This window comes from Psychromonas sp. MB-3u-54 (genome assembly GCF_002836415.1).
GTDB lineage: Bacteria > Pseudomonadota > Gammaproteobacteria > Enterobacterales > Psychromonadaceae > Psychromonas.
The window spans coordinates 18,911-42,841 of record NZ_PJBP01000086.1 but is presented as its reverse complement, the minus strand read 5'-3'; the positions used below and the strand labels follow the sequence as shown (position 1 = coordinate 42,841).

The window sequence follows — 23,931 nt, the reverse complement described above, 5'->3', positions numbered from 1 at the left end:
CAAGACACCCATGTTAATTATTTAATGCTCATAATAAGACTGCTTTATTGGAGAACAGAGTTAGTGAAGGGCTTGAGTAATAAAGGTTAGAAAAATGGGTCGCATTTTGTTATTTTAGGGTTACGAACCAGAGTACTTTAATGATTTATTTAACTCAATTATTTGACAGGTGTGGAGCGTCCATATATGTCCAATATTTTTTTTGTTGGCTAAAATAGCGACGAAGGCGCAAAAGCCAACTGTACTTTGTTCTTGTTGAACAGCTGTTTAGCTGCTGGATATAATTAATAATGGTAGCGACAGGATATAACCGTAATGTGGCTGTCATTAACTGTATATACTAGACGATTTGATTCATCTACACGTCTAGACCAAAAACCTGATAAATTTTCTTTAAGAGGTTCAGGTTTTCCTATCCCCTCAAATGGAGAACGCTTAGTGTCAGTAATTAATTTATTGATTCTTTTAAGCGTTCTTTTATCTTGTCCTTGCCAATATACATAGTCAGACCATGCATCATCAGTCCATGCTAACAACCTAGTCATTTAATATTTCTCGCTCAATCACTTGAGCCGATTTGAATTGCTCAATAGAGCGAGCTAAATGAGCTGCGTTAGCAGGAGACTTTAATAAATGAACAGTTTCCATCAAGCTGTTGTAATGATCCATAGACATAACAACAGCATCTTCAGAATCTCTACGTGTAATTACTGTATAATCTGCGTCGTTTACGACATTATCAAGTACAGATTTAAGCCCATTTCTTGCTTCAGTAAAAGATACAATTCTCATAGCCCCCCCTTTTTTAGTTGTACAATAAATAGGACAAGTCTAATTCAAAAGGGTAACCTGTGCAACATTAGGTACAGGTCAAATTGAAGCAGCTAACAGTGTATTAGTCTGCATTCTTACTAATACACATTTAAAATTTTATTTTATGGTAATAATTATATTACAACAGACCTATAAAACAGTTAGATAGACGCAGTGTGTAATTGTAAATTAATATCTTATGTTGGAAAAATGACGCAGTTGCATTTATAGAGACCTCTACAAATGCAGACCATAAAAATTAACTGATTATTTTCAATAAGTTAAAAAAAATCGGTGATATCCGAGCCTTGTTATAAATAAACTAAACCAGTGCGGCTACGAAAATTTCCGACCGTTTTTCTTGCTCAATCAATTCCTTTAGCAAGTGGAACATGGAGTGAATTGAGCGGCTGCTCAGGCTTATGAGCGGGCTAAGCTCTGCGTGCCCTTTGTTTCTGCTAAGTTCGGCTCTGCACATGGATGTGCTGTCCGGACTGGTGCGTTAAAAAGGAATTTATTTAGTAAGATAAAAAAACGTCTCGGCGAATTGAGCGGCAGCTCAGGTTTATGAGCGGGCTAAGCTCTGCGTGACCTGTATACGGCATTCTTTTGGGCGAGTTATGCGACAGCATAGTGTCACGAGCGGACTAAGCTCCGCGTGACCTGTTTTCTTTTGCTGTTGAAAGAGCATGACTCCATCGAACTGCGAAACTGCGTTTCGGTTTCTCATCGTCTACACGCCGTCAAGGGTGGAATACCAACAATGAAGGTGACACCAAAAGCTCACAAGCTAAGGCTTACGAATAACCAATACGGCATCAACATTATCATGCAGAGCTTGGCATCGATCAAAATAACTCGCCGTCAGAGCGGAATACCAACAATGAATGTGACACCAAAAGCTCACAAGCTAAGGCTTACAAACAATCCGTAGCGGCTAGGAAATTTCCTGACCACGTGGATCGTGGCATCGATCAAAATAACTCGCCGTCAGAGCGGAATACCAACAATGAAAGTTAAACCATCAGCCTCCAAGCGAAAGCTTACAAATAACCAATGCGGTATTAACTTTAGGGTTGTTACGGTGAAAGCAGTTGCTTACTTTAAGAATAAGAAAAAACAGAAAATAAACAGATAACGGCTGTCGGCTGATAACTGATAGCTGATAGCCATCGGCCATCGGCCAACTATAACACCGTCTCCAGTGTGGCATTCTCACAATTATCTGCATCGGAATGCAGCGTAACGCTATTCAATCTGAATCCTCCCGCTGCATCTATCATAACCGTAAAATTCGTATCGGACATTTTCACACTAAACGTTCCGCGGCCCTGAATACCTTTTAAATCCCATCTGTCATTAAGCCAGCCAGACCTGGCAAAAGTTAATCCACATGGCTTATCCGGGAAAGCAAAAAAAAGATTTTCGCTGATATTTGTTTCATAACAGGTAGAACTAGGACTGAGCCCCTTTCTATAGGATGCCTCCAGAAACTCAGATCCGTCAAACTCAAGATCACAAGCATTAGCATAGAGCGGAGAGATAAAGCCGAATAACAGTAGCACTGTAATTTTAAATTTATTAAGGCAAAACATTGGGCTAATTACCTATCAGCGGCGGTATATCAAAATAGGGTTGATTAGGAATAAATTGTCTGAACAGCAATCGACCATTTACCAGAATGTCATGGTTGCCTGGGGCTGTGCGAAAATAATACATTCCGTCATATCCCGTTCGATAGGACAAGCAACCTCCACCAATGATGCAGAGTTCAACAAACGCACCGTTCATTGGAAAAATTCCGTTTCGAGCACTAAAATCAATTCGTCCTCTGACATCCGTTGCATGAGCCGCCATCGAAGTAAGCAATAATAAAAAAGAAAGGGGCAAGGTGACTTTACGTGTTAAGCATTTTATAGTGTTAATGCCCATATGCTTCTCCGAAATCAAGCCAAACAGGCACAATGCCTTCCATTTTTCTGGATCCATACTTGTGGGTAATAATTTTTTTATTGTTAAGATCAAGGGTTACCCTATTTCGAGCCCCCGGCATGGAGAAATTTGCAGTCGGGAATCGCCCTTTATCGGGCACCACCCAAAATTGCAGTGTACTGGCTGACGCTTCGATATTACCCGGTTCCAGGGTCACCATAACCTGCTGCATCTCTTCATTATTAGCTTGAAGAGGCTTGCCATCTGAATCTTTTAGCCTCACAGGAACCTCAACCAACCAAGCCTGCTGGTCCTGCATTGACCGTCTCTGTATTTTTTGTGACTCCATATCGCTGTGCATGTAATATGCGGCAAAAAGCACTAACGCATAGGTCGCTGTCGATCCAAAGACATTAAACTCAACCCGAATTTTTCCCAAACTGAGAAACTGCCCCTCGTATTCTCCTTTTGCTTCATTTACATTTTTTTTATTACCGGGCGTCAGCAGAAGATAAATAATAGCGGCTGGAATTAATGGCAGTAAAAGCATGGCGGATGTAATCAGCAAAGGGTAGTAGGTGTCCATTAACATTTCCTATTAGCTATCTTGTTTTGTCCCAGACTATCGCTGTAATAATCGCTTTTAAAAGGGCTGAAAGCTTGTAGATACCACTCAACAATGTGAAATCAGCGTTCATTATTTTGTCAGGTGCGATGGTATTAGTTTAATTAACAACGGTATTAGTTTAATGAGCAACGGTATTAGTTTAATGAATTGCATCAGTATTTACGCTTATAAGCGTAGTACAAAAAAAGTATGGAGATAAGAATGGTACTAGGAAGGGAAAACTAAAATTTTTAAATTGTGAGCTAAAACTGGCCCCCTTTTTAACTTAACAAATAACCCAACGCAATGGCTTACTCACCTTTGTTTAATTGGTATTAATCTGCCCCGCCATGCAAGCTTCTTTATGCCCACCGACCATTTCGATATTAGCAGCGGTTTGTACGGATAAAAAATACAACTCTAGAGAAACATGAGGAGCGACTTCAATCTCACTGACATGACCTTAAAACATCCTTTTTCAGTAACCAGTTCAATTTTACGGGTGAATATTTTTTCAACAAATTAAAATACTTCTAATTCATATTTAATTTCATCCGTATTCGTCAGGACAAGTTTATACGTCTGTCCGGTAACTAAATTGAGCTTATAGGGTAATTGCTGGCCATTTCTAATTTAAGGATGATGACATTTGCGCGGCTTAAATCTCCTTCTGCCAATGATAATGTACGAAGGAAGTTGCCCATTCTTATATTAAACGTCCAATCGCATTCGCTTTTATTTTATTCACTGTCTATTCTATTTATGTAATACAAAAAAACGACCGTCACGAAAAAAAGACGATTTATAAAAAACATAAAATTTAATTATCTTCAATTAGCAAAAAAATGTATTATTGTCATACATAACATCGATAACAAAATCGATAACAAATCGATTTTGACTCATAATAAATTATAAAAATTTGTTATTTAGTTGTTAACTATTTGCTAGTTATTTGTTAATATGTTATGTATGCTTCATTAATGTATACGGCAGTAATAAGTATTATTATTCTAATAGTCCGATCGACTCCTGTCTTATATTTCCCATGCAGAAGGGTTCCAATGTATTCAAGTTTTAGCACAATATCAGCCTCAGCACGTAATTTGCATCTACAAGTTGCTCGTACAATTGCGCAAGGCATTTTGTCTGGTGCTTTACCTCAAGGATCGAAAATTCCGAATGAAATGACTTTATGTGACCAATTCGGTGTCAGTCGAACAGCTTTACGTGAAGCGGTAAAATTACTCAGTTCAAAGGGTCTATTACGATCTAAACCGAAAATTGGCACAACGGTAACGGATAAAACCAATTGGAATTTTATCGATCCGCAATTGCTTGAGTGGATGGATGGCCTTGAAAATTCAAAAGTTTTTTACCAACAATTTCTTGGTTTACGAAAAGCGATTGAACCCGAAGCCTGCGCATTAGCTGCAAAAAATGCTTCGGCAGAACAACGTATCGAACTTTCAGATACTTTTCAGAAGATGGAAGAAATTGCTAAAGATTTTGATCATGACCGTTGGGCAGAAGTAGACATGCATTTCCATCGTTTGATTTTCTTATCAACGGGCAATGACTTCTATTTACCTTTTGGTAATGTTTTAGCAACCATCTTTATGAGTTTTATTCTCTATTCATCAGAAAATGCTGGAGTATGTATTAAAGAGCGTCGCGCAATTTATGTGGCCATTATGGCAGGCAAAGAAGAACAAGCACGCGAAGCATCCCGATTTTCATATCATTGAGAAAATACTGTTTTCCAAGTAATTTTTCGGTTTAAAACAACTTTCAGATAGTTTTTTCTCAGACAAATATTGGCGAGCTTAGCTCGCCTTTTTTATATCTGCAGAATAATACGAATCTACTTATATCAGCCTATTCTTCGTGTTTCCACGCTTTTATTGATAGCGCATCGTTTATTTATAAGCACTCGTTTATAAGCATTTTTGATCGCTATCAGGCACAAGCTTACGAAAAACCGATCTGGTAAGGGAGTTTGATTGGGCGGATTAAATATTGCTCGAATGACTTAATAAAAGCGAGGCTTTTATTTTTATTCCGCATAGCCGAAATAAGGAGAACCATTAATACACCATTTTGCGGTTTCAGGCACACCTATTACAGCCGTCTCGTACTGTTCAACAAGTTGGAGTCGATATTTAGCGGCCCCTTTCGCTAATGACATACCTGATCTTCCGCCGTCTGCATCTAAAAATTTAAACTCTTCCTGCTGATATCCATGTTCGTATATATGTTCAGCGAACGCATCTACTAAGGCTTCTTTTGAGTTATATTTTGTTATTTTTAATGGCATAATTTTTTCTCTATTAGTTATTATCTGATTGTTCATGAATCTTAGGCTTCTATAAATTCTGCAAGCCTAATTCGCACGGTGGCGCTGCTTTATCAGTCCAAAAAGATCATTATCTTGCTGTTGCTTAACCTGCTAGTTTATAAATAAATGTAGACTTATATGATCATTTTTAGCGTATATTGATAAAAGTCGTCAATAAACTACGCACGGTAGCGCTAAGGTTATATTCATAGGTACCCTCTGGTTATAATGTTAAATCCAATGTTTTATATCTTTAAATACAATGTTTTATATCTTTAAATACAATGTCTTATATCTTTAAATACAATGTCTTATATCTTTAAATCCAATGTTTTATGTCGTTAAATACAATATTTATGTCGTTAAATACAATGTATTCCGAAGTGCATTCTCATTAAATTTCCCATAACAAGCTGCAGATTTTTGTACCATGGATGGGAGAATGCGGATGATGGGGAATGGCTGTCAGGTGACAGCGCCCCTTCCACCTAATAACAAAGTTTTTAAATTGACCGCTAAATCTTTCAAGCATAGGCAGCTTTTTAGCTTCACGCCTAAATCTTTCCTTGAGCGGAAAGAATCAATTTCACAGCGACTAAGGTCAGTCACTAACGGCGTAATATGGTCATTAAATTTATGCTCAGTTCTTATGTCACTGAATTTCATTCGTGTTTTAAGTATCTCATATTAGGGTTAGCCTATTTTTAACAGGCAAATAAAGGCGATAAGCATAAATGGCACACAGTAGAGGCATTCACTGTTTTTTATTGTCAGGAAAGCGCTCGACGGCAAAACTATCACCAAAGGCTCTGCCGTTTTTAGACTGTTTCATTAATCCCATCTAATTCCATAAACCCCTTTAGAAAATTGACCTTTTACATTGCAAACACTCAAACGAATTACACCCTTATTCTCATGGCTTTATCCAGTGTTCTTTTTTAGTGTTTGTTGATTGACAGAAGGCTATGCAACAGCAGGGAGAAGCTTAAATTTCATGAAGTGTTGGTCCGGCATTTAATTTTCATGCTTGTTAGTATGCACTTTTTTACAAAAAAAAACATGATCTGACAACTTAACATGTAAAGAGAATAAAAACATTTTATCATATAAAAGCAAACAACCTGTATTAAAATTGACTGAATGGAAGTAGTTTAACTTTATTCCACAGCACAATATTTAACTATATTGCGTAAAGAAAACCCAAATATTTATAAATAAACCGATACGGCTGCAGATCAAGCCTCCAGTATGCGAATCGATATTGCCGCCGCTGAGGTCCGGTTATCGACGCCCAATTTTTTATAAATCTGCTCTAAATGTTTATTAACCGTGCGCGCGAAAAAATGGGACATCCAAACCTTTTGATAAAGAAATCAAACCAATGCGGCTAGGCAATTTCCGACCGTTTTTCTTGCTCAATCAATTCCTTTAGCAAGTGGAACATGGAGTGAATTGAGCGGCTGCTCAGGCTTATGAGTGGGCTAAGCTCTGCGTGACCTGTTTTCTTTTGCTGTTGAAAGAGCATGACTCTCTCGAACTGCGAAACTGCGTTTCGGTTTCTCATCATCTACACGCTGTCAGGGCGGCATCAACATTACCATGCAGAGAAAAAAAGGCTGTACATTCAAACCTTTGTTAAGCTAATAATTTGATTTGTAAAAATTCAATAAGTGGATGTACCACAATTTCCTTTGCTAAAGTCATCGAGCAAACAAGAAAAACTGTCGAAGATATCCGTAGCCGCACTAGTTTGGAAGTCTAATATATTGAATTGATGATGAAATATAAGTATATGTCCAACCTTTTGGTTTTGCAGAGAGGTTGTTGTAGCGATTGTAAATGAAAATGCTAAACAGAGGATCAGTCACTTAAGCGCAACAACGAATTATCGCTAGGCGGAGAAATATTGCCACTTCTGACAATAGATATCCAACTAACGATTTAATTTAGAGATTATAAATATGAAGCGACTTAACTTACTTCAATCACGATTTTACCGCGCGTTCTGCCCGATTGACTTTGTTTATGCGCAGCAACGATTTGTTCAAGTGAAAAACGGTGTTCGATCAACGGAGTTAGTTTGTTTGCTTCAACTAAGGTATTAAGTTCGCCTAAAATGCGGCTACTTGGATCAATAAATACAAAAGCCCCGATCACACCATGCTGTTTAGCAATTTCTTCACTTGGTGCTTCAGTAATAGACACCAACATGCCGCCTTTTTTGATCAACGCCCAAGAGTCCTGCTGTACTGCACCCCCTATCGTATCAAGTACTAAATCCACCGCTTCAATCTGCTCACTTAACGGTCCTTTGGTATAATCAACAGCTTGATCAGCACCTAGTTCAGTTAACAATGCTTGGTTATCTTTCGATGCAGTTGCAATAACAATCGCACCTTTTGCTTTAGCAATCTGTATCGCTAAGTGGCCAACACCACCAGCCCCAGCATGAATAAGTACACGCTGACCAGCTTGAATCTGGCCAACATCCACCAAACATTGCCACGCAGTAATACCAGCTAAAGGTAACGATGCTGCTTGTGCAAAATCTAATTTTTTAGATTTTAAAACGGCTTCATCAGCTTTAACGGCAATAAAGTCTGCATAGCTACCGTTACGGCTAATATCTGGGCGACTAAATACTTCATCTCCGACCTTAAACTCGGTTACATCTGCACCCACTTCAGTGACAATACCAGCAACATCCCAGCCCAGGGTAACGGGTAAAGCATAAGGAATAAATTCTTTTAAATAACCTTCACGAATCTTCCAATCAACAGGGTTAATTGAAGTGGCTTTCACTGCAACTAAGATATCGTCAGCATTGATTTTAGGTGTATCGATTTGAACTAACTGTAGCGTTTCTGTACCACCATATTGTTTAATTTGAACTGCGCGCATGATGTATTCCTTAGGTATAAAATCGGATGAGTTAAAGCTAAATAAGCATAGAGCCATCACTGACTCTTTGCTGATAATTTATTGTAATGTCGCTTTATAGTGCAACACCATTAACGATTAATTTCACGTCAATGTTGCCACGTACAGCATTTGAATAAGGACAAACTTGATGCGCCGTTGTCACTAATTCAACCGCTGCTTGTTGTTCTAATTCAAGTTCAATCGATAATGTAACCGTTAACGCAAAACCACCCGTTTCATTTGGTCCGATGCCCACCGTAGAAGTTGTTGGAGCAGACTTGATAGCAACCTTGGTTTCACCTGCCACATGTAAAAGTGCATTTGAAAAACAAGCGGCATAACCGGCAGCAAATAACTGTTCAGGGTTAGTTGCTTCACCCGTGCCGCCCATCTCTTTTGGATAACTTAATGCAACGTTTAACTTGTTATCGTCAGTGCTTACTTGTCCGTTTCTGCCTGCTAGTGCTGTTGCTGATGTTGTGTATAACGTTGTCATGGTCGTTTCCTTTTTATAAATTAAAAGAGTAAGTTCAATTGCAAAATTAAGTGGCGAGCAATTAGATTGCGCGCAATTCATTTTTGTATGGTAATTGAGTTTTTCTAACAAAGCAAGTATATTGTGCACAATGTATTTATTCTTTATTTAACACTACTGGACCTTCTTTATGAGTAAACCCAATCCAACATCAAATCTGAGCCTGGATAAACAGATCTGTTTTTCTTTATACAGCGCATCAAATGCAATGGGCCGTGCCTATCAGCCGCTGCTTAAAAAATTAGATTTAACCTACCTGCAATACATAGTGATGATGGTGTTATGGGAAGACTCAACCATGAATGTCAAAGCATTAGGCAACAAAGTACATTTAGATTCGGGCACCTTAACGCCACTATTAAAACGTTTAGAAGCGAAAGGTTTGATTGTGCGTGCGCGTAGTAAAGAAGATGAACGAGTGAGAATAATTAGCTTATCCGATGCGGGTACTGCGTTGCGCCAACAAGCAGAACAAGTACCTACGGATATGTTTTGTAAATCTAAGATGGACATTGAAGCGTTAAATTCACTTAAGGCATCCTGTGATCTGTTACTGAAAAACTTAACGGGCAAGGATTAGAAACGCAGTATAATTAGGGTCAGGTTAAATTTAATCTGCCATTGAGTGAATTATAAACAACAATTTAATTTTAACCTGACCCCATTAATGTGCAAAGTCTGTAAAATCATATCCTCATTGAAAGCCCCAGAAAAACAGGCGTTATCCCTTAATGCAGTGCCATTTAGACTTGACCCCAGAGCCCTACTCAAAATAATGTCGTGTTTTTTCATTAAGCCGAGTTCAGCTTAATTACCGATTTATTTGTTGTTCAACCGATAAATTGACACTTTAACGGTACGTATTTACGAACTAAGGTTCTTGACGTGTACTTGCTAATACAATTTCACGAATACATACATTTTGTGGTTGTACATAGGCAAATTCAATTGAACGTGCAACATCATCAGGTGTAAGAATATTACCCATTGTTGCTTTCCACTCTTGGTAACCCGCTTTAATTTCTGCTGATGTTGTATGTGACAACAATTCAGTTTCAACCGCGCCCGGCGCAATAGTGATCACTCGTACATCTGATGTAGCAACGTCTTCACGTACATTTTCCGTGATTGCGTGTACCGCAAATTTGGTACCACAGTAAGCAGCGTGAGCACCGAATGTTTTACGACCCGCAACTGAACTGATGTTAATGATGGTACCCGTGTTACGTGCTTTCATTGGCGCTAAAACAGCTTGCATACCGTTTAATAATGCAATGACATTAACGTCGAACATTGTTTTGAATTCTTCTGCAGGCTGAGTATCAATTTGACCTAATAACATCATACCAGCGTTGTTCACTAATAAATCAGCAGGGCCGTATAACGCTTCTGCTTTAGAGAGTGCAGCATGGAACTGAGCATGTACTGTTAAGTCTACTTTTTCACATAAGCAGTTTGGTAGGTCTAGCGCATCCAGTTTTTCAACACGACGAGCTACTAATAATAATGGGTGACCAGCCGCGCTTAAACGCTTCGCTGTAGCTTCACCAATACCTGAACTTGCACCGGTGATCACGACTAATTTTTTCATAATATACTCTCTATGTTGATAACATTTAATATTGAATGGCAACTATTAAGCTGCGTACTTAGTTGCTTTAATCGTAGTGATTAACATTAGATCTAAGCGCTCCTTAGTGGATGAAGAGAGTATATAGAAATGAATATTGTTGATATATACACAATAAAGAACATAACTGTTACGCTTTAAGCTACAATTAATTCATTTGAATTCACCCTATAGGCCTAGTATGCAAAGCAGTTCTTCTCTTGCTGACATTCGCGCTTTTGTTTCCATTGCACAGCAAGGTAGCTTCACCAAAGCAGCAGAAGTATTACAGTCATCGCGTGCCCATGTATCTCGCCAACTGGCCCAACTCGAACAACAACTGGGCGTACAACTTATTATCCGTACCACCCGAGCACAGCGCCTTACTCCGATTGGTGAACAATTTTTTAAGCAATGCCTTACTTCTTTACAAACTATTGACCAAGCCGTGATTACCGCCAAGGATGATACCGAACAACTCCAAGGGAGCATTTGTATAAACTGTGTTGGTGGAGTAATTGGAGAGGATATATTGGCGAACATTATCAGTGATTTTAATTTACAATATCCTGATATTGATGTTGAGTTAGATTTTAGCAGCCCGCGCGTTGACTTGATTTCAGAAGCCTTTGATTTAGTTGTGCGGATGGGTGCATTAGAAGATTCAGGATTAGTAGCGAGAAAGCTCACTGATATTAAGGTCCAAGTTTTAGCCAGTCCTGATTATTTAGCCAAGCACCCTGCTATTAAACACCCCAAAGATCTTGAACAACATAATTGCTTAACCGGCAGCATCAAACGTTGGTACTTTCATCAAAAATCAGTGCAACACAACAATGCTCTAACCCATGAATTAGAGATCAATGTCAAAGGGAACTTTAGTTGTAAAAGTGGTCGCGCATTAATTAACGCAGCCAAGAATGGCAATGGGATTGTACGTTTACCCAAATTATATTGTGAAGATGAAATTAATGGCAATATACTGGCACCAGCACTGATATCTATATCTCATGAAGAACAGTGGCATTCGCCTGATGTACCACTTTTTCTGCTTTATCACCGCAATCGTTATCAGCCCGCACGATTAAAAGTATTAATTAATTTTATTTGCCAGAAATTTAAAGCTATTTAACATTGCCATAAAAGCACTGCCCGTAAGGCAGTGTTAAATTACAATCAATGGGGTCACCCATTAGCAAGTTCTGGTCAAGCTGGTATGTAAGTTTCCTTGGGTATTTTTAACCCAGTATTAAATCGTACATGAACCGCTAATTTGTTACTTATTAACTGATGTTACGCACCATAGGAAGAATTGGACAGCCACCTATATTTCATTATCAATTAAACATATTAGAATTCCAAACCGATGCGGCTACGAAAATTTCCGACCATTTTTCTTGAAAAATCAATTCCTTTAGCAAGTGGAAAAAGGGAGCGAATTGAACGCTAGTTCAGGAAAAAAGCGGGACAGCCAAACCTTTTTGCTGGTTTTTTGATTAATGTGTGTGGAGATAATTGGCCGTTTTATGATCTTTATTGAACAGGCCAAGGGGAATAAAGAGTAAAAAACAAGTAGCAGTGTTCGCCCGACGACAGTCGTTTACTCTCCTTTATCCTCTGTTTAATCGATATTAATCAGCCCCACCATGCCCGCTTCTTTATGCCCGGGAAGAGCACAGGCCACTTCGATATTAGCACCGGTTTGTACGGGTACAAAATACCACTCTACCGAAGTATGAGGACCAACTTCAATCTCAGTGATATGGCCTTTAATCTCCGCCAAAAAATCCCCTTTTTCAGTAACCAATTCAACTTTACGGGTAAATATTTTTTCAATAAATTCAAATGATTCAAATTCATGTTTAATTACATCCGTATTGGTCAGAACAATTTTATACGCCTGTCCTGTGACTAAATTTAGCTTGTTGGGTCTAAAGTACATGCCCTCTGTATCGCTACCCATTTCGAAGTTAAGGGTTATAACATTCGCGCGGCTTAAATCGCCTTCTGCTAATGTAAAGGGAGTGTAGAATAGTGTTAATGCCAAGGATAATACTATTAATATAGTTTTCATCTTAATTTCCTCATCTCGTAATTAAAATTAGCGAACAGAGTTATTTATTGGTTGAAAAAAACAACAACCAAACCTTTTTAGGTTAATGAATTGTTTTAATAATTCAAAAAATGGATATTCTCGACTTTCGAGTAAATAGCTTCCCCACCTTGTCTTAATCACTTATTAATTTCTGTGACCATGTACTATTTTTACAATAACAAACATTATGTTACAGGTTTATTTACAAAAAAAACAAAAATATTTAATCAACAAAAGAACACGGCTATTTCATAGGAAAGGTTCGGCTCTGCACAGGGATGTGCTGTCCGAACCGGTGCGTTAAAAAGCGGTTGGGCAGCGCAAGATAAAAAATGGCTAGGCGAATTAAACGACAGTTTAGGTTCATGAGCGGGACAGGCTCTGCCGTCCCTGTATCAGCCTTTCTTTTGCTTACTTTTCTTTGGCTGTTGAAAGAGCATGACTCCCTCGAACTGCGAAACTGCGTTTCGGTTTCTCATCATCTACACGCCGTCAAAGGCGGAATACCAACAACGAAAGTGACACCAAAAGCTCACAGGCAAAGGCCTGTAAACCAATCAAATCGGTTAGGTTAAAAAATCATTGGGGTTCTCGACTAAACCTCTCGAGAATGACGAGAAAAAATAAAAGAAAAGCTCACAAGTGAAGGCTTACAAATAACCGATGCGTCGTTGGCATTAACACGCGGAGCGTGGGAACGAACAACAAACATCATCTTACTGATATATCTATAAATAAAACAAAAACACTTAATCAAAATTTAATAAGACTCATGTTAATTATTCTCTACAATTATCTTGAAAAATATTTATACTACTCAAATGCTTAAAAGTGTGACGCAGATCTAACCAGGTGACAATTTCTGTCGCCTTAGTGGGATTTTTCAATATTGACCTTAATCGGAAGAAACTATGAACGCTGTAAAAACCATCAATAGAAAACAAGTTAGACCCACAGACGCTTATATCGAATACAACATGGAACCAAAAACAATTGCATTCAGTACTATAACGATTGTTCAGCAAATGATGGATGTTGACGCCAATATTGCCGGTAATGTTCACGGTGGCTCAATCATGAAATTAGTCGATAATACGGCTTGTATGGTGGGTATGCGTCATACCGGAGGCAATGCCGTCACTGTATCTCTCGACCGCCTGGATTTCCATTCTCCAGTGTATGTAGGTGATATTCTAAGAATAAAAACCAGTGTCAATTATGTTGGCTCTACTTCAATGGAAATTGGAGCTCGAATTGAAGCAGAGTCAGTTTTAACAGGCGAAGTTCGCCATACTGCCTCTGCATATCTCACCTTTGTTTCTCTCGATCCTGAAGGAAAACCGCGTCATATTCCACAGATAATTTGTGAAACAGAGAGAGAGCGAGAACGTTTTTCAGCAGCATTAGAACGTAAACAGAAACGTTCAGATGCGAGAAAAGAAGCAAAGGAACGAGCACAGATTAAAAAGTTACCAACAGAATAAAGCCCTAAGCATCTTAAAAATAAGAAGTTAAAAATTAAAAGAAAAGTTGCTTTCACAGCCCTTGAGGTTAAAGCGGAATTTTATTTAAAAACGATAGAAAACAATGGGTTGAAAACTTAAAAACAGCTGGAACCGCCCTTTTTCGGCTATTCCCATATCAATAAAAGGATTTAACTTCGCTGGCTTCATTGCGATAAATTCTTTATAGTTAATCTTTAAATTTATCAGTAACAAATAAAGAGAATAAAATATGACTGGAATCATTAAAACATCCGAAGAAATCGAAAAAATGCGTATTGCCGGACAACTGGCTGCGGATGTATTGACGATGATAGAACCTTTTATTCAAATAGGGGTCACGACTAATGAATTGGACAAAATCTGTCATGATTATATTGTTGACGTACAAGGCTGTATTCCGGCACCTTTAAATTACCACGGTTTTCCAAAATCAGTCTGCACATCGGTTAACTATGTAGTCTGTCATGGTATTCCCAATAATAAAGCATTAAAGGACGGGGATTCAATAAACATTGATATCACGGTAATTAAAGATGGTTATCACGGAGATACATCAAAAATGTTTTTCGTAGGTAAACCATCGATTCAGGCGGAACGTTTAGCGCGTATTACGCAGGAGTGTTTATATCTGGGGATTAACCTGGTAAAACCCGGCGCACGTTTGGGCGATATCGGTGCAGTAATTCAAAAACATGCAGAAAAAAACAGTTATTCTGTGGTGCGTGAATACTGCGGCCATGGTATTGGTATCGGCTTTCATGAAGAGCCACAGGTATTGCATTATGGTAAAGCCAATACAGGCGAAGTGATTAAAGTAGGCCAGTGTTTTACTATTGAACCGATGATCAATGCGGGTAAAAAAACCTGTAAAGTCCTTGGTGATGATTGGACTGTTATTACCAAAGATAAAAAATTATCGGCACAATGGGAACATACTTTATTAGTCACTGAAACCGGTGTAGAGATATTAACCCTGCGCCCTGAAGAAACCATTGCACGTGTTATTAATCATAACTAATTTAAATCCTAAAAATTAAACCTTTCTGTCATTCTAATACCAATTCTACTCATTAGATGGTCTATTTAGGCGCAGGAAAAATGGATGAAAGCAAGGCATTGATTGCAGTAACTAGTTATTCTAATTATAAAATCAATAGCTAAGACTAAAACGTAGTTTTATGTCTAGCTAGCATCCATTTTAACCAGCATAAATGACTAGAAAATCAGTAGATTTGGTATGTTAGGTGTTTTGCACCCATCATTTAATTCTAATTAAGCAGAGGTTAACATGGATTTTGAAACGCTTTCCCCAAAAAATATACCCGAAGATGACCTGACGCTGCCCTTCCTAAAAAATCATTTAAAGGAATTCCACGAATGGCAGATTGAGTGCTTTTATAAAAAACATAAAATCGCCGACATTGTGACACTGCGGGCGCATTATATTGATCAACTCTTAATACGCTTGTGGAAGCATGCAGGACTCGCCTTAAGTGAGGATATCTGCCTTATTGCTGTTGGAGGTTATGGTCGCGGTGAACTGCATCCCAAATCTGATATTGATCTCCTTATTCTTTCAAAAGAAGGATTTAATAAAGAATCAGAAAAAAAAATAAGTGCCTTTATTACCCAATTATGGGATCTAAAACTCGATGTTGGTAACAGTGTACGTACCTTACAGGATTGTTTGGAGCAAGGCAGTGCCGATATCACGGTTGCCACCAGTATGCTTGAAGCGCGTTATATCAGTGGCAATAAACAAGCGTTTGAAAAGCTAACGGCACTGATTGAGAATAAAGATTTTTGGCCTTCGGATCGGTTTTTCACGGTTAAAAAAGAAGAACAAATTAAGCGGCATAAAAATTGCCGCGGTGATGGTTATAACCTCGAACCTGATCTTAAAAATGGCAGTGGCGGTTTACGTGACATTCAAACTATTGCATGGATTGCCAAGCGTCATTTTGGTGTCCATAGCCTGATAGAATTAACCGGCTCTAACTACATAACCCAAGGTGAATACCGTGAGTTAGTCGACTGTCAGGCAATGCTGTGGACAATTCGTTTTGCGCTGCATTCTGTTACAAATAGACCCGATAATCGTCTGCTGTTTGATTATCAGACCGAGGTCGCACGTATGCTTGGTTACTCAGGAGCAGGTAATACAGCTATTGAGCAGATGATGAAAGCGTTTTATCAAACTATTCATCGCGTCAAAGAGCTCAATGAGATGTTACTGCAATATTTTGACGAGACTATTTTAGGTAATATTCCAACGCACATTGAAGCTATTGATGGAAACTTTCAATTGCGCGAAGATATGATTGAACTCAAAACCACCTCTTTATTTAACGAACAGCCAGAGTCAATCCTGCAGCTATTTTTGCATATCGCTGAAAATCCGAAAATTAAAGGCATCTACTCTCCAACTCTGCGTGAACTTCATGGGGCGCGACGCTGCTTAACACACTGGTTGCAGGATATTCCCGAGTGCCGTGATGTTTTTATGGAAATTATCAGGCATCCGCGGGGAATGGGACTGGCATTCACCCTGATGCATAAATATGGCATTCTAGCGGCTTATATTCCACAGTGGAGCCGAATTGTCGGACAGATGCAGTTTGACTTGTTTCATGCTTATACGGTTGATGAACATACTCATAAACTGATTAAGAATATTTGCAATTTTAATGAAAATAAAGAGATATACCCAATAACCACTGATATATTTAATGAGTTAGATAAACCTGAACTCCTTTATTTAGCGGCTATTTTTCATGATATTGCGAAAGGGCAAAAGGGAGATCACTCTGTACTGGGTGCGGTTGATGCGCGCGCATTTTGTGAATTACACGGACTCACTCGCTATGATAGTAAAACCGTCGCCTGGCTAGTCAAGCAACATCTCACTATGTCGGTAACCGCACAACGCCGCGATATCAGTGATCCGCGGGTGGTTATTGAATTTGCAAAAATAGTGCGCGATGAAAAACGGTTAAACCTATTACAATGTTTAACCGTTGCTGATATTCGCGCCACCAACGAAGAAACCTGGAACAGTTGGAAAGCGGCTTTGTTACGCGATTTATATTTAAGCACGTTAAAAGTACTGCGCCGCGGATTGGAAAGCCCACCGGATATTCGCGATCGGATCCGCGACAGGCAACGTAAGACTCTGGTTCTTTTGCGCCAGCAAGGTATTACGGACTCTCAGGCAAAAACACTTTGGAAACGCTTTAAGCTCGATTATTTTTTCCGTTATCGCTCGAAACAAATAGCCTGGCATACTAAAAATCTTTTAGCGCATAAAGATCATAGCCGGCCAATGGTTATAATTAGTGAGCAAAAAAGCAGCGAGGCAACTGAAATTTTTGTCTATCATAAAGAGATGCCCGCGTTATTTTCCAGCGTGGTCACTGTTATCGATAATAAAAAACTCAGTATTCATGATGCAAAAATTCTCTGCAGCAGAGATGATTTCTCATTAAGTACTTTTACTGTATTAGAAGAGGACGGTAGCCATATTGATCCTGAGAAAATTCAGCGTCTCAAAAAAGAAATCGAAATGGCACTGCTCGCGCCGGAAAAAGTCAACAGGCAACAAACTCGTCTGGCACGTGTTAAACGCCAATTCAAATTTGAACCGCAAGTGACTTTTTTACCTACCCGTCGTAAACGCACCCAAATTGAACTGGTCGCTTTTGATGCACCGGGGATTTTAGCTGATATTGGTGAGATTTTCAGATTCAGCGGCATGGTTCTTTTTACTGCCAAAATAACCACCATTGGTGAACGTGCGGAGGATCTCTTTATTATTTCAACGGCTGAAGGCAATGCACTGACTGAGCAGCAGGAAGAAAACTTAAAAGCTCAGTTAATGACCGAGCTCAGCCCTGACTGATAAAAATTTGCAGTAACTAATTAATGGCGGAAACTCGCCATTAATTTTATTCTGTTTCAAAGGCTACAAAATCATGGCTGAGCTTTAGGGATTTAAGGCTTTAAGGCTTTAAGGCTGCGAGCTTCTAATACCGTCAACGAAACTTTATTATTCTTCTTGAAAAGCAACAAAATCATGGCTTAATACCGACAACGAGACTTTATCACCAACCTTCAACTGCATACAGTTACCATAATGATTACTCTGCTTTACAATATAATGCTTACTTAAATAGTCAATGCTGACATGCTGGTATGCGCCCAAGAAATCAACCTTTTTGATAGTCCCTTTAGCGCTGGGATCAACTTCAACCGCGAGCTGCTCGGGTCGTAATAACAGGGTTAATGCTGTATTTACTGAATGTTCAATAATAGCATTACAGTTGAGTAAACCCAGATCGGACTGATAAGAATATTTATCCCTTACCGTGACCCTGAGATAATTACTCAAGCCCATAAAATCAGCTACATACCTTGAGTTGGGATGACTGTATAACATTTGAGCAGTATCAATTTGTACTATTTTACCCGACCGCATCAAAGCAATTCTATCGGCAAAAGCAAAACCTTCTTCTTTAGAATGGGTGACAAATAATGCGCTCATGGAATGCGCTTTAAGTAACTGTCTGATTTCATCGATTAACTGAAAACGAACATGCGGGTCTAAATTCGAGAAAGGTTCATCTAATAACATCAATTCAGGTTGATAAGCCAGCGCACGGGCAATCGCAATACGCTGCTGCTGCCCACCTGAAAGTTGATGCGGGAAACGATCGGCATAATCCTTTAGTCGTACTAGGGTTAATACTTCAGAGACCAGTTTTCGTTGCTCGCTACGGCTCAATTTCTGTAATGAAAACGCGACATTATCAAAAACATTAAGGTGCGGGAAAAGTGCATAATCCTGAAAAATCAAACCTACTTTGCGTTCTTCCGGTGGAATATTAATGCCCGTATTATTAACGGTTTTAGCATTTATGTTTATCTCACCAGAAAGCTCTATTTGCAAACCGGCAATCGCCCGGAGCAGGGTTGTTTTACCACAGCCACTCTCCCCCAATAAACACACTATTTCATTATTAGCGAGCTCCAAATCCAGCGAATTAAGCACTTGGTTATTTTGATAAAAACAACTTAATTTATTAACAATAAGGGTGGACATTAAGAGGATTTCTCCATTAAACGGCTGACGACAATAAAGGGTACAAGCCCTATTAAAACAATTAATAAAGCGGGTAAGGCTGCGTATTCTATCATCTCATCGGAGACAAATTGATAAGCATAAGTTGCCAGCGTTTCAAAATTAAACGGCCGCAATAATAAAGCCGTGGGCAGTTCTTTCATGGCCTCGATAAAAACCAAAATAAAGGCACTTAACATTCCTCTGGTGATTAACGGTAAATTAACGCGACGAATGGTTTGTGCCGCACTTTGCCCAAGTGTGCGCGAGGCACTGTCCAATGACGGAGAAACTTGAGCCAGACTGCTGTCTATACTGCCAACGGCTATCGCACTAAAACGCACTAAATAACCGGCCACTAAAATAAACAGCGTACCGGAAAAAAGCAGCCCTACTCTTGAATAACCATACTCAACAAGCTGTCTATTGAACCACAAATCTAAACTGGTCAAGGGAATAAGCACTGCGATCGCAACCACGGTACCCGGCAGCGCATAGCCTAAAGAGGATAACCGTATTGTTGCCCTAGCCAATACGCCCGGTGATAAGCGCTGGTAGAAATTAACAATTAATGCGATTAACAGAGATAAAGAGGCAACAATCGTTGCCAGCCAAACACTGTTTAGCGTGTATTTCCATAAAGAAAGGTTAAATGACTGGCTAAAATAAAGGCTCGCATAATAAAACAGAACCGCTAAGGGCAGAATAAAAGCAAAAAAGAAGAGTCCCCAGGAAAAGGTTAATACTCCCCACTTTCGCCAGCCCTGCAAAACAAAACGTAACTCGGTATGGGTTGAACCACTGCCCTGGTATAATTTTTGTCTGCGACGGCTGTAATTTTCAAGGCTGATTAAAATAACCAGGGCCAATAACATCAGTGATGATATTTTTGCAGCGGTGGTCAAACTGCCTAATTCCAACCAGGTATTATAAACCGCCGTGGTTAAGGTACTGACTGAAAAATAATGAACCGTTGCAAAATCACCCAAGGTTTCCATGGCAATTAATGATAACCCCACCGCGAGAGCAGTACGGGAAAGCGGTAAAGAGACACGTAAAAAAGCACGCAGAGGTGATAAGCCCAGAGTACGAGCAGCTTGAAATAATCCACCCGATTGCCCTAAAAAAGCCCCCCGTAATAACAGGTATAAATAAGGATAGAGCGCTAAACTTAAAATAATGATTGCGCCGGAAATAGTGCGAATATCGGGAAAATAATAATCAGACGGCTGTTGCCAGCCCATTAATGCGCGTAAAAAATGCTGCACCGGACCTGAAAAATCCAGCAGGTCAGTGTACACAATAGCAACAATATAAGGCGGAAGGGCCAGCGGCAACATTAACGCCCACTGCAATATGCTACGACCGGGGAATTCGCAACAGGCAACAAACCAGGCAACGGGCAGTGCAAAAATACAACTTAAAGTAATCACCCCTAGGACCATGAGTAATGTATTTAAACTGTAATCCCACAATACCGTATCAATTAAGTGTTGAAAACTACCACTATCATCGATCTGAAAAGCACTTAAAATAAGTGCTAATATGGGCGCAATTAAAAGACAAGTTACTGCCCATGGCAGTAACTTGTAAAGGTTTATTCTAGAGATCAAATTTCACTTCATCCAGTAACTTAACGGCTGTTCGATGCTGTTTGGCAATATCAGAAAGCGAAATGGAATCTGCTTTGAATTCGCCCCATGATCCGACCAATTTAGAAGGAGCCACGTTTGCATTGACAGGATACTCGTAATTCGCTTCTGCGTAAATCTGCTGCGCAGTTTCACCCGATAAAAATTCCATCAGTTTAACGGCGCTTGCTTTATTAGGTGCATACTTAGTCAATACCACACCACTGACATTAACATGTGAACCGGTTGTTGTCTGATTCGGGAAGTTAATATTGACCGCTTCAGCCCAACTCACTTGTTGCGGATCCGCAAGCATCTTCCCCAGGTAATAACTGTTACCTAAGGCATAATCACAAAGGCCATCTTTAATCGCTTTCACTTGAGCACGATCATTACCCTGTGGTTTACGCGCAAGATTAGCTTTTAGGCCTTCAAGCCAGGTTTTTGCGTTTGCCTTACCTTCATGAGCAATCACAGAAGCAAGCAATGAGACATTGTAAGGATGCTTGCCCGCACGCATACATACCTTACCTTTAAATTCCGGGGTGGCTAAATCTTGATAGGTAATATTCGGTGTGGGTCCAACCCGCTCAGCAGAAGAATAAATATTACGGACACGTGTTGTTAATGCAAACCAATGCTGTTTTGGATCGCGATACTGGCTGGGGATATTTTCGGTTAATATTTTGCTGTCAACGGATTGCGTAAGACGCTCATCATTGATCATCATTAAGCGGCTAAAATCCGAGGTTAATACAAGATCCGCAGGCGATAATTTCCCTTCACGTTTGACCCGCTCAATCAAACCACTTTTGGCAAATAATATGTTTACTTTAATGCCCGTTTGTTGAGTGAATTTTTCCATAATAGGCGCGATCAGAAAAGGCTGACGAAATGAGTAAATATTTACTTCTTCAGCATGAGCGGCAAAGCTGCTGACACTTAAGGTTGAGAAGATAGCGGCAGAGGTAAGCAATTTTTTTATAAACATTTTATTGTCCTAAATAGGAATAATTCACGATACAATAATACTAATGAGAATCATTACCATTTGCAAGCGGTTTTCTATTTTATTGAAACTTTCTTGATTTAAGTCAAAATAACCCTGTACTAAGCAAGCTGTTCAACAGAAAAACCTAACTGACATACTCACTTTAAAAATAAACACGTACCACAGATACCGCAACACAGCCCGGGCGACGCGTATTTTTTATTTCGACAGAAATCTCTTTTTCAATTTCTAAACCATTCTTGACCGGCGTGACTTTAATTAAGCGACTATGCGCTCGAATAACACTGCCTGTTTTAACGGGATAGGGGAAACGAACCTGATTAAGCCCATAATTAACCATCATTTTTGCATTTGGATAAAGCGGTTTTGTCGGGTTCACACTATCAGTTAAACGCGGTAATAAAGATAAGGTAAGAAAACCATGGGCAATGGTTGTTTTAAAAGGAGAATCCGTTTTTGCCTTATCAACATCGTTATGCAGCCATTGATGATCTTCGGTAACGTCAGCAAACTGGTCAATTCTCTGTTGAGAAACCGTTAACCAGTCACCAACATGCACTTCCTCTCCGATTTGACTTTGCAAAGATAAAAACAGCTCTCTTACCTCGGGTAACAAGCGCACCGGTTTTTGCGCCACATTGACCGACTGGCCATCTTCCAACACCGCATACTCTTTCGCCCACAATAAAAGCTGACTTTTATTGTGGTGGGCATTTTTAATGAATAATGAATAATAATCTCGAATAGAGGGCGACATCCATTGTTTAAAATCAATGCCAAACTTTCCCATAAATTCAATTTTATATTTATTCATATCAAACTTTTTCATTTAACAATTCCAGATTAATGGTGGAAAAAAAATATCTGTTTATACCAAAAGAATTAATTAAGTGATCAATGATCGCGAAGGAAAAATTAGCACTTAAGTTGCATTCGATCGTTGTTCTCCTTCACAAAATCGTATCGAACGATTTTGAACAGCTTTAGCTGGCCACAAAGTGGTGAAGAACAGGACGTTCTGAATAAAACTCACAACGCAGTTAGGGATTATTTTAACCAGCAAGGGTGATCACCTTTTTAGTTCTTTTGGTATTATTACTCAACACCGTCAACTAAACTGTCATTAATATTTTTTAATACTTCAACAGGATTTGTCGCTTGAGTGATTGGGCGACCAATAACCAGATAATCAGAACCGGCATCAATTGCTTGCTTTGGTGTCATAATTCGGCGCTGATCACCTGCATCACTGCCCAGTGGGCGAATTCCTGGCGTTATTAATTTAAATTCAGCGCCTAATAAGGTTTTTAATTCCTGCGCTTCGTGGGCTGAACATACGACGCCATCCAGACCGCTTAATTTAGCCAGTTTCGCAAGACGCTTCACCTGTTCTGCGGGGGATAATTCAATACCCAATTCTTGTAAATCGCTTTGATCCATACTGGTTAACACTGTCACTGCAATTAATAGCGGTGCATTAGTGCCATAGGGCTCTAGAATGTTTTTTGCAGCCTCCATCATGCGCCGCCCTCCACTGGCATGGACATTCACCATCCACACACCTAAATCAGCAGCCGCTTTAACAGCACTGGCAACGGTATTGGGAATATCATGAAATTTAAGATCTAAAAAAACATCAAATTCTTTGGCAACCAACTGTTTTACAAATTCAGGGCCAAAATGGGTAAACATCTCTTTACCAATTTTTAAGCGGCAATTCTTTGGATCCAACTGGCTGATAAAGTTCAATGCCTGCTGCTTATCCTGATAATCTAATGCAATAACGACCTTAGGATCTACTAACTGATTCATTCTA

Annotated in this window: 22 protein-coding genes; 6 read left to right on the top strand and 16 right to left on the bottom strand. The window is 39.3% G+C overall.

Going from position 1 to position 23,931, the window contains the following annotated elements:
- Positions 1–284: 284 nt before the first annotated feature.
- The 5 genes from CXF72_RS01615 to CXF72_RS01595 all read right to left on the bottom strand — a co-directional run bounded on the left by CXF72_RS01615 (position 285) and on the right by CXF72_RS01595 (position 3,331).
- On the bottom strand, positions 285–545 hold the full coding sequence (locus tag CXF72_RS01615) for a Txe/YoeB family addiction module toxin (RefSeq protein ID WP_101036348.1): 261 nt from the start codon (positions 543–545) through the stop codon (positions 285–287).
- Positions 538–792, bottom strand: a complete 255-nt coding sequence (locus CXF72_RS01610; RefSeq protein ID WP_101036346.1) for a type II toxin-antitoxin system Phd/YefM family antitoxin — start codon at positions 790–792, stop codon at positions 538–540. Before CXF72_RS01610 ends, CXF72_RS01615 begins: the two co-directional genes overlap by 8 nt.
- Positions 793–2,000: 1,208 nt before the next feature.
- Positions 2,001–2,408, bottom strand: a complete 408-nt coding sequence (locus CXF72_RS01605) for a hypothetical protein (RefSeq protein WP_101036344.1) — start codon at positions 2,406–2,408, stop codon at positions 2,001–2,003.
- Positions 2,409–2,412: 4 nt separating this feature from the next.
- Positions 2,413–2,745 carry a hypothetical protein gene (locus tag CXF72_RS01600; RefSeq protein WP_101036342.1) on the bottom strand — a complete coding sequence of 111 codons (333 nt, stop codon included), beginning with the start codon at positions 2,743–2,745 and terminating at the stop codon, positions 2,413–2,415.
- The gene (locus CXF72_RS01595; RefSeq protein ID WP_101036340.1) at positions 2,735–3,331 is read right to left on the bottom strand and encodes a hypothetical protein; all 597 of its coding nucleotides are present in this window, start codon (positions 3,329–3,331) and stop codon (positions 2,735–2,737) included. Before CXF72_RS01595 ends, CXF72_RS01600 begins: the two co-directional genes overlap by 11 nt.
- A gap of 1,085 nt (positions 3,332–4,416) precedes the next feature.
- On the opposite strand from CXF72_RS01595, the gene CXF72_RS01590 reads away from it, so the two are divergent.
- A complete protein-coding gene (locus tag CXF72_RS01590) occupies positions 4,417–5,100 on the top strand; it encodes a FadR/GntR family transcriptional regulator (RefSeq protein WP_101036338.1) in 684 nt (227 codons plus the stop codon).
- A 308-nt stretch (positions 5,101–5,408) separates the two neighbouring features.
- Here the strand turns inward: CXF72_RS01590 and CXF72_RS01585 are convergent, their stop codons facing one another.
- The 4 genes from CXF72_RS01585 to CXF72_RS01570 form a co-directional block, all read right to left on the bottom strand.
- A complete protein-coding gene (locus CXF72_RS01585) occupies positions 5,409–5,669 on the bottom strand; it encodes a hypothetical protein (protein WP_157823167.1) in 261 nt (86 codons plus the stop codon).
- 1,256 nt (positions 5,670–6,925) lie between these two features.
- The gene (locus CXF72_RS01580) at positions 6,926–7,042 is read right to left on the bottom strand and encodes a LuxR C-terminal-related transcriptional regulator (RefSeq protein ID WP_232784850.1); all 117 of its coding nucleotides are present in this window, start codon (positions 7,040–7,042) and stop codon (positions 6,926–6,928) included.
- 619 nt (positions 7,043–7,661) lie between these two features.
- The gene (locus tag CXF72_RS01575) at positions 7,662–8,591 is read right to left on the bottom strand and encodes an NADP-dependent oxidoreductase (RefSeq protein WP_101036334.1); all 930 of its coding nucleotides are present in this window, start codon (positions 8,589–8,591) and stop codon (positions 7,662–7,664) included.
- Positions 8,592–8,685: 94 nt separating this feature from the next.
- On the bottom strand, positions 8,686–9,108 hold the full coding sequence (locus CXF72_RS01570) for an organic hydroperoxide resistance protein (RefSeq protein ID WP_101036332.1): 423 nt from the start codon (positions 9,106–9,108) through the stop codon (positions 8,686–8,688).
- 169 nt (positions 9,109–9,277) lie between these two features.
- Between CXF72_RS01570 and CXF72_RS01565 the strand changes: the two genes are divergently transcribed.
- Complete coding sequence (locus CXF72_RS01565) at positions 9,278–9,727, top strand: MarR family winged helix-turn-helix transcriptional regulator (protein ID WP_101036330.1); 450 nt, start codon at positions 9,278–9,280, stop codon at positions 9,725–9,727.
- A 291-nt stretch (positions 9,728–10,018) separates the two neighbouring features.
- On the opposite strand, the gene CXF72_RS01560 is transcribed toward CXF72_RS01565, so the two are convergent.
- A complete protein-coding gene (locus CXF72_RS01560; protein ID WP_101036328.1) occupies positions 10,019–10,738 on the bottom strand; it encodes an SDR family oxidoreductase in 720 nt (239 codons plus the stop codon).
- 220 nt (positions 10,739–10,958) lie between these two features.
- Between CXF72_RS01560 and CXF72_RS01555 the strand changes: the two genes are divergently transcribed.
- Positions 10,959–11,888 (top strand): LysR family transcriptional regulator, encoded by a 930-nt coding sequence (locus CXF72_RS01555; RefSeq protein WP_101036326.1) that lies wholly within the window; start codon positions 10,959–10,961, stop codon positions 11,886–11,888.
- Between the two features lie 489 nt (positions 11,889–12,377).
- Here CXF72_RS01555 and CXF72_RS01550 read toward each other — a convergent pair whose 3' ends face one another.
- Complete coding sequence (locus CXF72_RS01550; protein ID WP_101036324.1) at positions 12,378–12,830, bottom strand: cupredoxin domain-containing protein; 453 nt, start codon at positions 12,828–12,830, stop codon at positions 12,378–12,380.
- Between the two features lie 998 nt (positions 12,831–13,828).
- Between CXF72_RS01550 and CXF72_RS01545 the strand changes: the two genes are divergently transcribed.
- The 3 genes from CXF72_RS01545 (at position 13,829) to glnD (ending at position 18,254) form a co-directional block, all read left to right on the top strand.
- The gene (locus CXF72_RS01545; RefSeq protein ID WP_101036405.1) at positions 13,829–14,335 is read left to right on the top strand and encodes an acyl-CoA thioesterase; all 507 of its coding nucleotides are present in this window, start codon (positions 13,829–13,831) and stop codon (positions 14,333–14,335) included.
- A 250-nt stretch (positions 14,336–14,585) separates the two neighbouring features.
- On the top strand, positions 14,586–15,374 hold the full coding sequence (gene map / locus CXF72_RS01540; protein WP_101036322.1) for a type I methionyl aminopeptidase: 789 nt from the start codon (positions 14,586–14,588) through the stop codon (positions 15,372–15,374).
- 270 nt (positions 15,375–15,644) lie between these two features.
- Positions 15,645–18,254, top strand: coding sequence for a [protein-PII] uridylyltransferase (glnD, locus tag CXF72_RS01535; protein ID WP_101036321.1), 2,610 nt, complete (start codon positions 15,645–15,647; stop codon positions 18,252–18,254).
- A gap of 147 nt (positions 18,255–18,401) precedes the next feature.
- Here glnD and CXF72_RS01530 read toward each other — a convergent pair whose 3' ends face one another.
- The 5 genes from CXF72_RS01530 to pyrF form a co-directional block, all read right to left on the bottom strand.
- On the bottom strand, positions 18,402–19,454 hold the full coding sequence (locus CXF72_RS01530) for an ABC transporter ATP-binding protein (protein ID WP_101036319.1): 1,053 nt from the start codon (positions 19,452–19,454) through the stop codon (positions 18,402–18,404).
- Positions 19,454–21,085 carry an ABC transporter permease gene (locus CXF72_RS01525; protein WP_101036317.1) on the bottom strand — a complete coding sequence of 544 codons (1,632 nt, stop codon included), beginning with the start codon at positions 21,083–21,085 and terminating at the stop codon, positions 19,454–19,456. The genes CXF72_RS01530 and CXF72_RS01525 overlap by 1 nt, the downstream gene beginning before the upstream one ends.
- Positions 21,075–22,094, bottom strand: a complete 1,020-nt coding sequence (locus CXF72_RS01520; RefSeq protein ID WP_101036314.1) for a Fe(3+) ABC transporter substrate-binding protein — start codon at positions 22,092–22,094, stop codon at positions 21,075–21,077. The genes CXF72_RS01525 and CXF72_RS01520 overlap by 11 nt, the downstream gene beginning before the upstream one ends.
- Before the next feature lie 163 nt (positions 22,095–22,257).
- Positions 22,258–22,944 (bottom strand): MaoC family dehydratase, encoded by a 687-nt coding sequence (locus CXF72_RS01515; protein WP_101036312.1) that lies wholly within the window; start codon positions 22,942–22,944, stop codon positions 22,258–22,260.
- 266 nt (positions 22,945–23,210) lie between these two features.
- Positions 23,211–23,927 carry an orotidine-5'-phosphate decarboxylase gene (gene pyrF / locus CXF72_RS01510; RefSeq protein WP_101036309.1) on the bottom strand — a complete coding sequence of 239 codons (717 nt, stop codon included), beginning with the start codon at positions 23,925–23,927 and terminating at the stop codon, positions 23,211–23,213.
- Positions 23,928–23,931: the final 4 nt, after the last annotated feature.

What these genes read in the sequence shown, in the direction of transcription:
- glnD (WP_101036321.1), top strand. Translation starts at nt 15,645, where the DNA reads ATGGATTTTGAAACGCTTTCCCCAAAAAATATACCCGAAGATGACCTG.
- CXF72_RS01615 (WP_101036348.1), bottom strand. Translation starts at nt 545, where the DNA reads ATGACTAGGTTGTTAGCATGGACTGATGATGCATGGTCTGACTATGTA.
- CXF72_RS01610 (WP_101036346.1), bottom strand. Translation starts at nt 792, where the DNA reads ATGAGAATTGTATCTTTTACTGAAGCAAGAAATGGGCTTAAATCTGTA.
- CXF72_RS01560 (WP_101036328.1), bottom strand. Translation starts at nt 10,738, where the DNA reads ATGAAAAAATTAGTCGTGATCACCGGTGCAAGTTCAGGTATTGGTGAA.
- CXF72_RS01585 (WP_157823167.1), bottom strand. Translation starts at nt 5,669, where the DNA reads ATGCCATTAAAAATAACAAAATATAACTCAAAAGAAGCCTTAGTAGAT.
- CXF72_RS01550 (WP_101036324.1), bottom strand. Translation starts at nt 12,830, where the DNA reads ATGAAAACTATATTAATAGTATTATCCTTGGCATTAACACTATTCTAC.
- CXF72_RS01595 (WP_101036340.1), bottom strand. Translation starts at nt 3,331, where the DNA reads ATGGACACCTACTACCCTTTGCTGATTACATCCGCCATGCTTTTACTG.
- CXF72_RS01555 (WP_101036326.1), top strand. Translation starts at nt 10,959, where the DNA reads ATGCAAAGCAGTTCTTCTCTTGCTGACATTCGCGCTTTTGTTTCCATT.
- CXF72_RS01605 (WP_101036344.1), bottom strand. Translation starts at nt 2,408, where the DNA reads ATGTTTTGCCTTAATAAATTTAAAATTACAGTGCTACTGTTATTCGGC.
- CXF72_RS01545 (WP_101036405.1), top strand. Translation starts at nt 13,829, where the DNA reads ATGGAACCAAAAACAATTGCATTCAGTACTATAACGATTGTTCAGCAA.
- CXF72_RS01570 (WP_101036332.1), bottom strand. Translation starts at nt 9,108, where the DNA reads ATGACAACGTTATACACAACATCAGCAACAGCACTAGCAGGCAGAAAC.
- CXF72_RS01530 (WP_101036319.1), bottom strand. Translation starts at nt 19,454, where the DNA reads ATGTCCACCCTTATTGTTAATAAATTAAGTTGTTTTTATCAAAATAAC.
- CXF72_RS01575 (WP_101036334.1), bottom strand. Translation starts at nt 8,591, where the DNA reads ATGCGCGCAGTTCAAATTAAACAATATGGTGGTACAGAAACGCTACAG.
- CXF72_RS01515 (WP_101036312.1), bottom strand. Translation starts at nt 22,944, where the DNA reads ATGAAAAAGTTTGATATGAATAAATATAAAATTGAATTTATGGGAAAG.
- CXF72_RS01600 (WP_101036342.1), bottom strand. Translation starts at nt 2,745, where the DNA reads ATGGGCATTAACACTATAAAATGCTTAACACGTAAAGTCACCTTGCCC.
- pyrF (WP_101036309.1), bottom strand. Translation starts at nt 23,927, where the DNA reads ATGAATCAGTTAGTAGATCCTAAGGTCGTTATTGCATTAGATTATCAG.
- CXF72_RS01590 (WP_101036338.1), top strand. Translation starts at nt 4,417, where the DNA reads ATGTATTCAAGTTTTAGCACAATATCAGCCTCAGCACGTAATTTGCAT.
- CXF72_RS01520 (WP_101036314.1), bottom strand. Translation starts at nt 22,094, where the DNA reads ATGTTTATAAAAAAATTGCTTACCTCTGCCGCTATCTTCTCAACCTTA.
- CXF72_RS01580 (WP_232784850.1), bottom strand. Translation starts at nt 7,042, where the DNA reads ATGTCCCATTTTTTCGCGCGCACGGTTAATAAACATTTAGAGCAGATT.
- CXF72_RS01565 (WP_101036330.1), top strand. Translation starts at nt 9,278, where the DNA reads ATGAGTAAACCCAATCCAACATCAAATCTGAGCCTGGATAAACAGATC.
- map (WP_101036322.1), top strand. Translation starts at nt 14,586, where the DNA reads ATGACTGGAATCATTAAAACATCCGAAGAAATCGAAAAAATGCGTATT.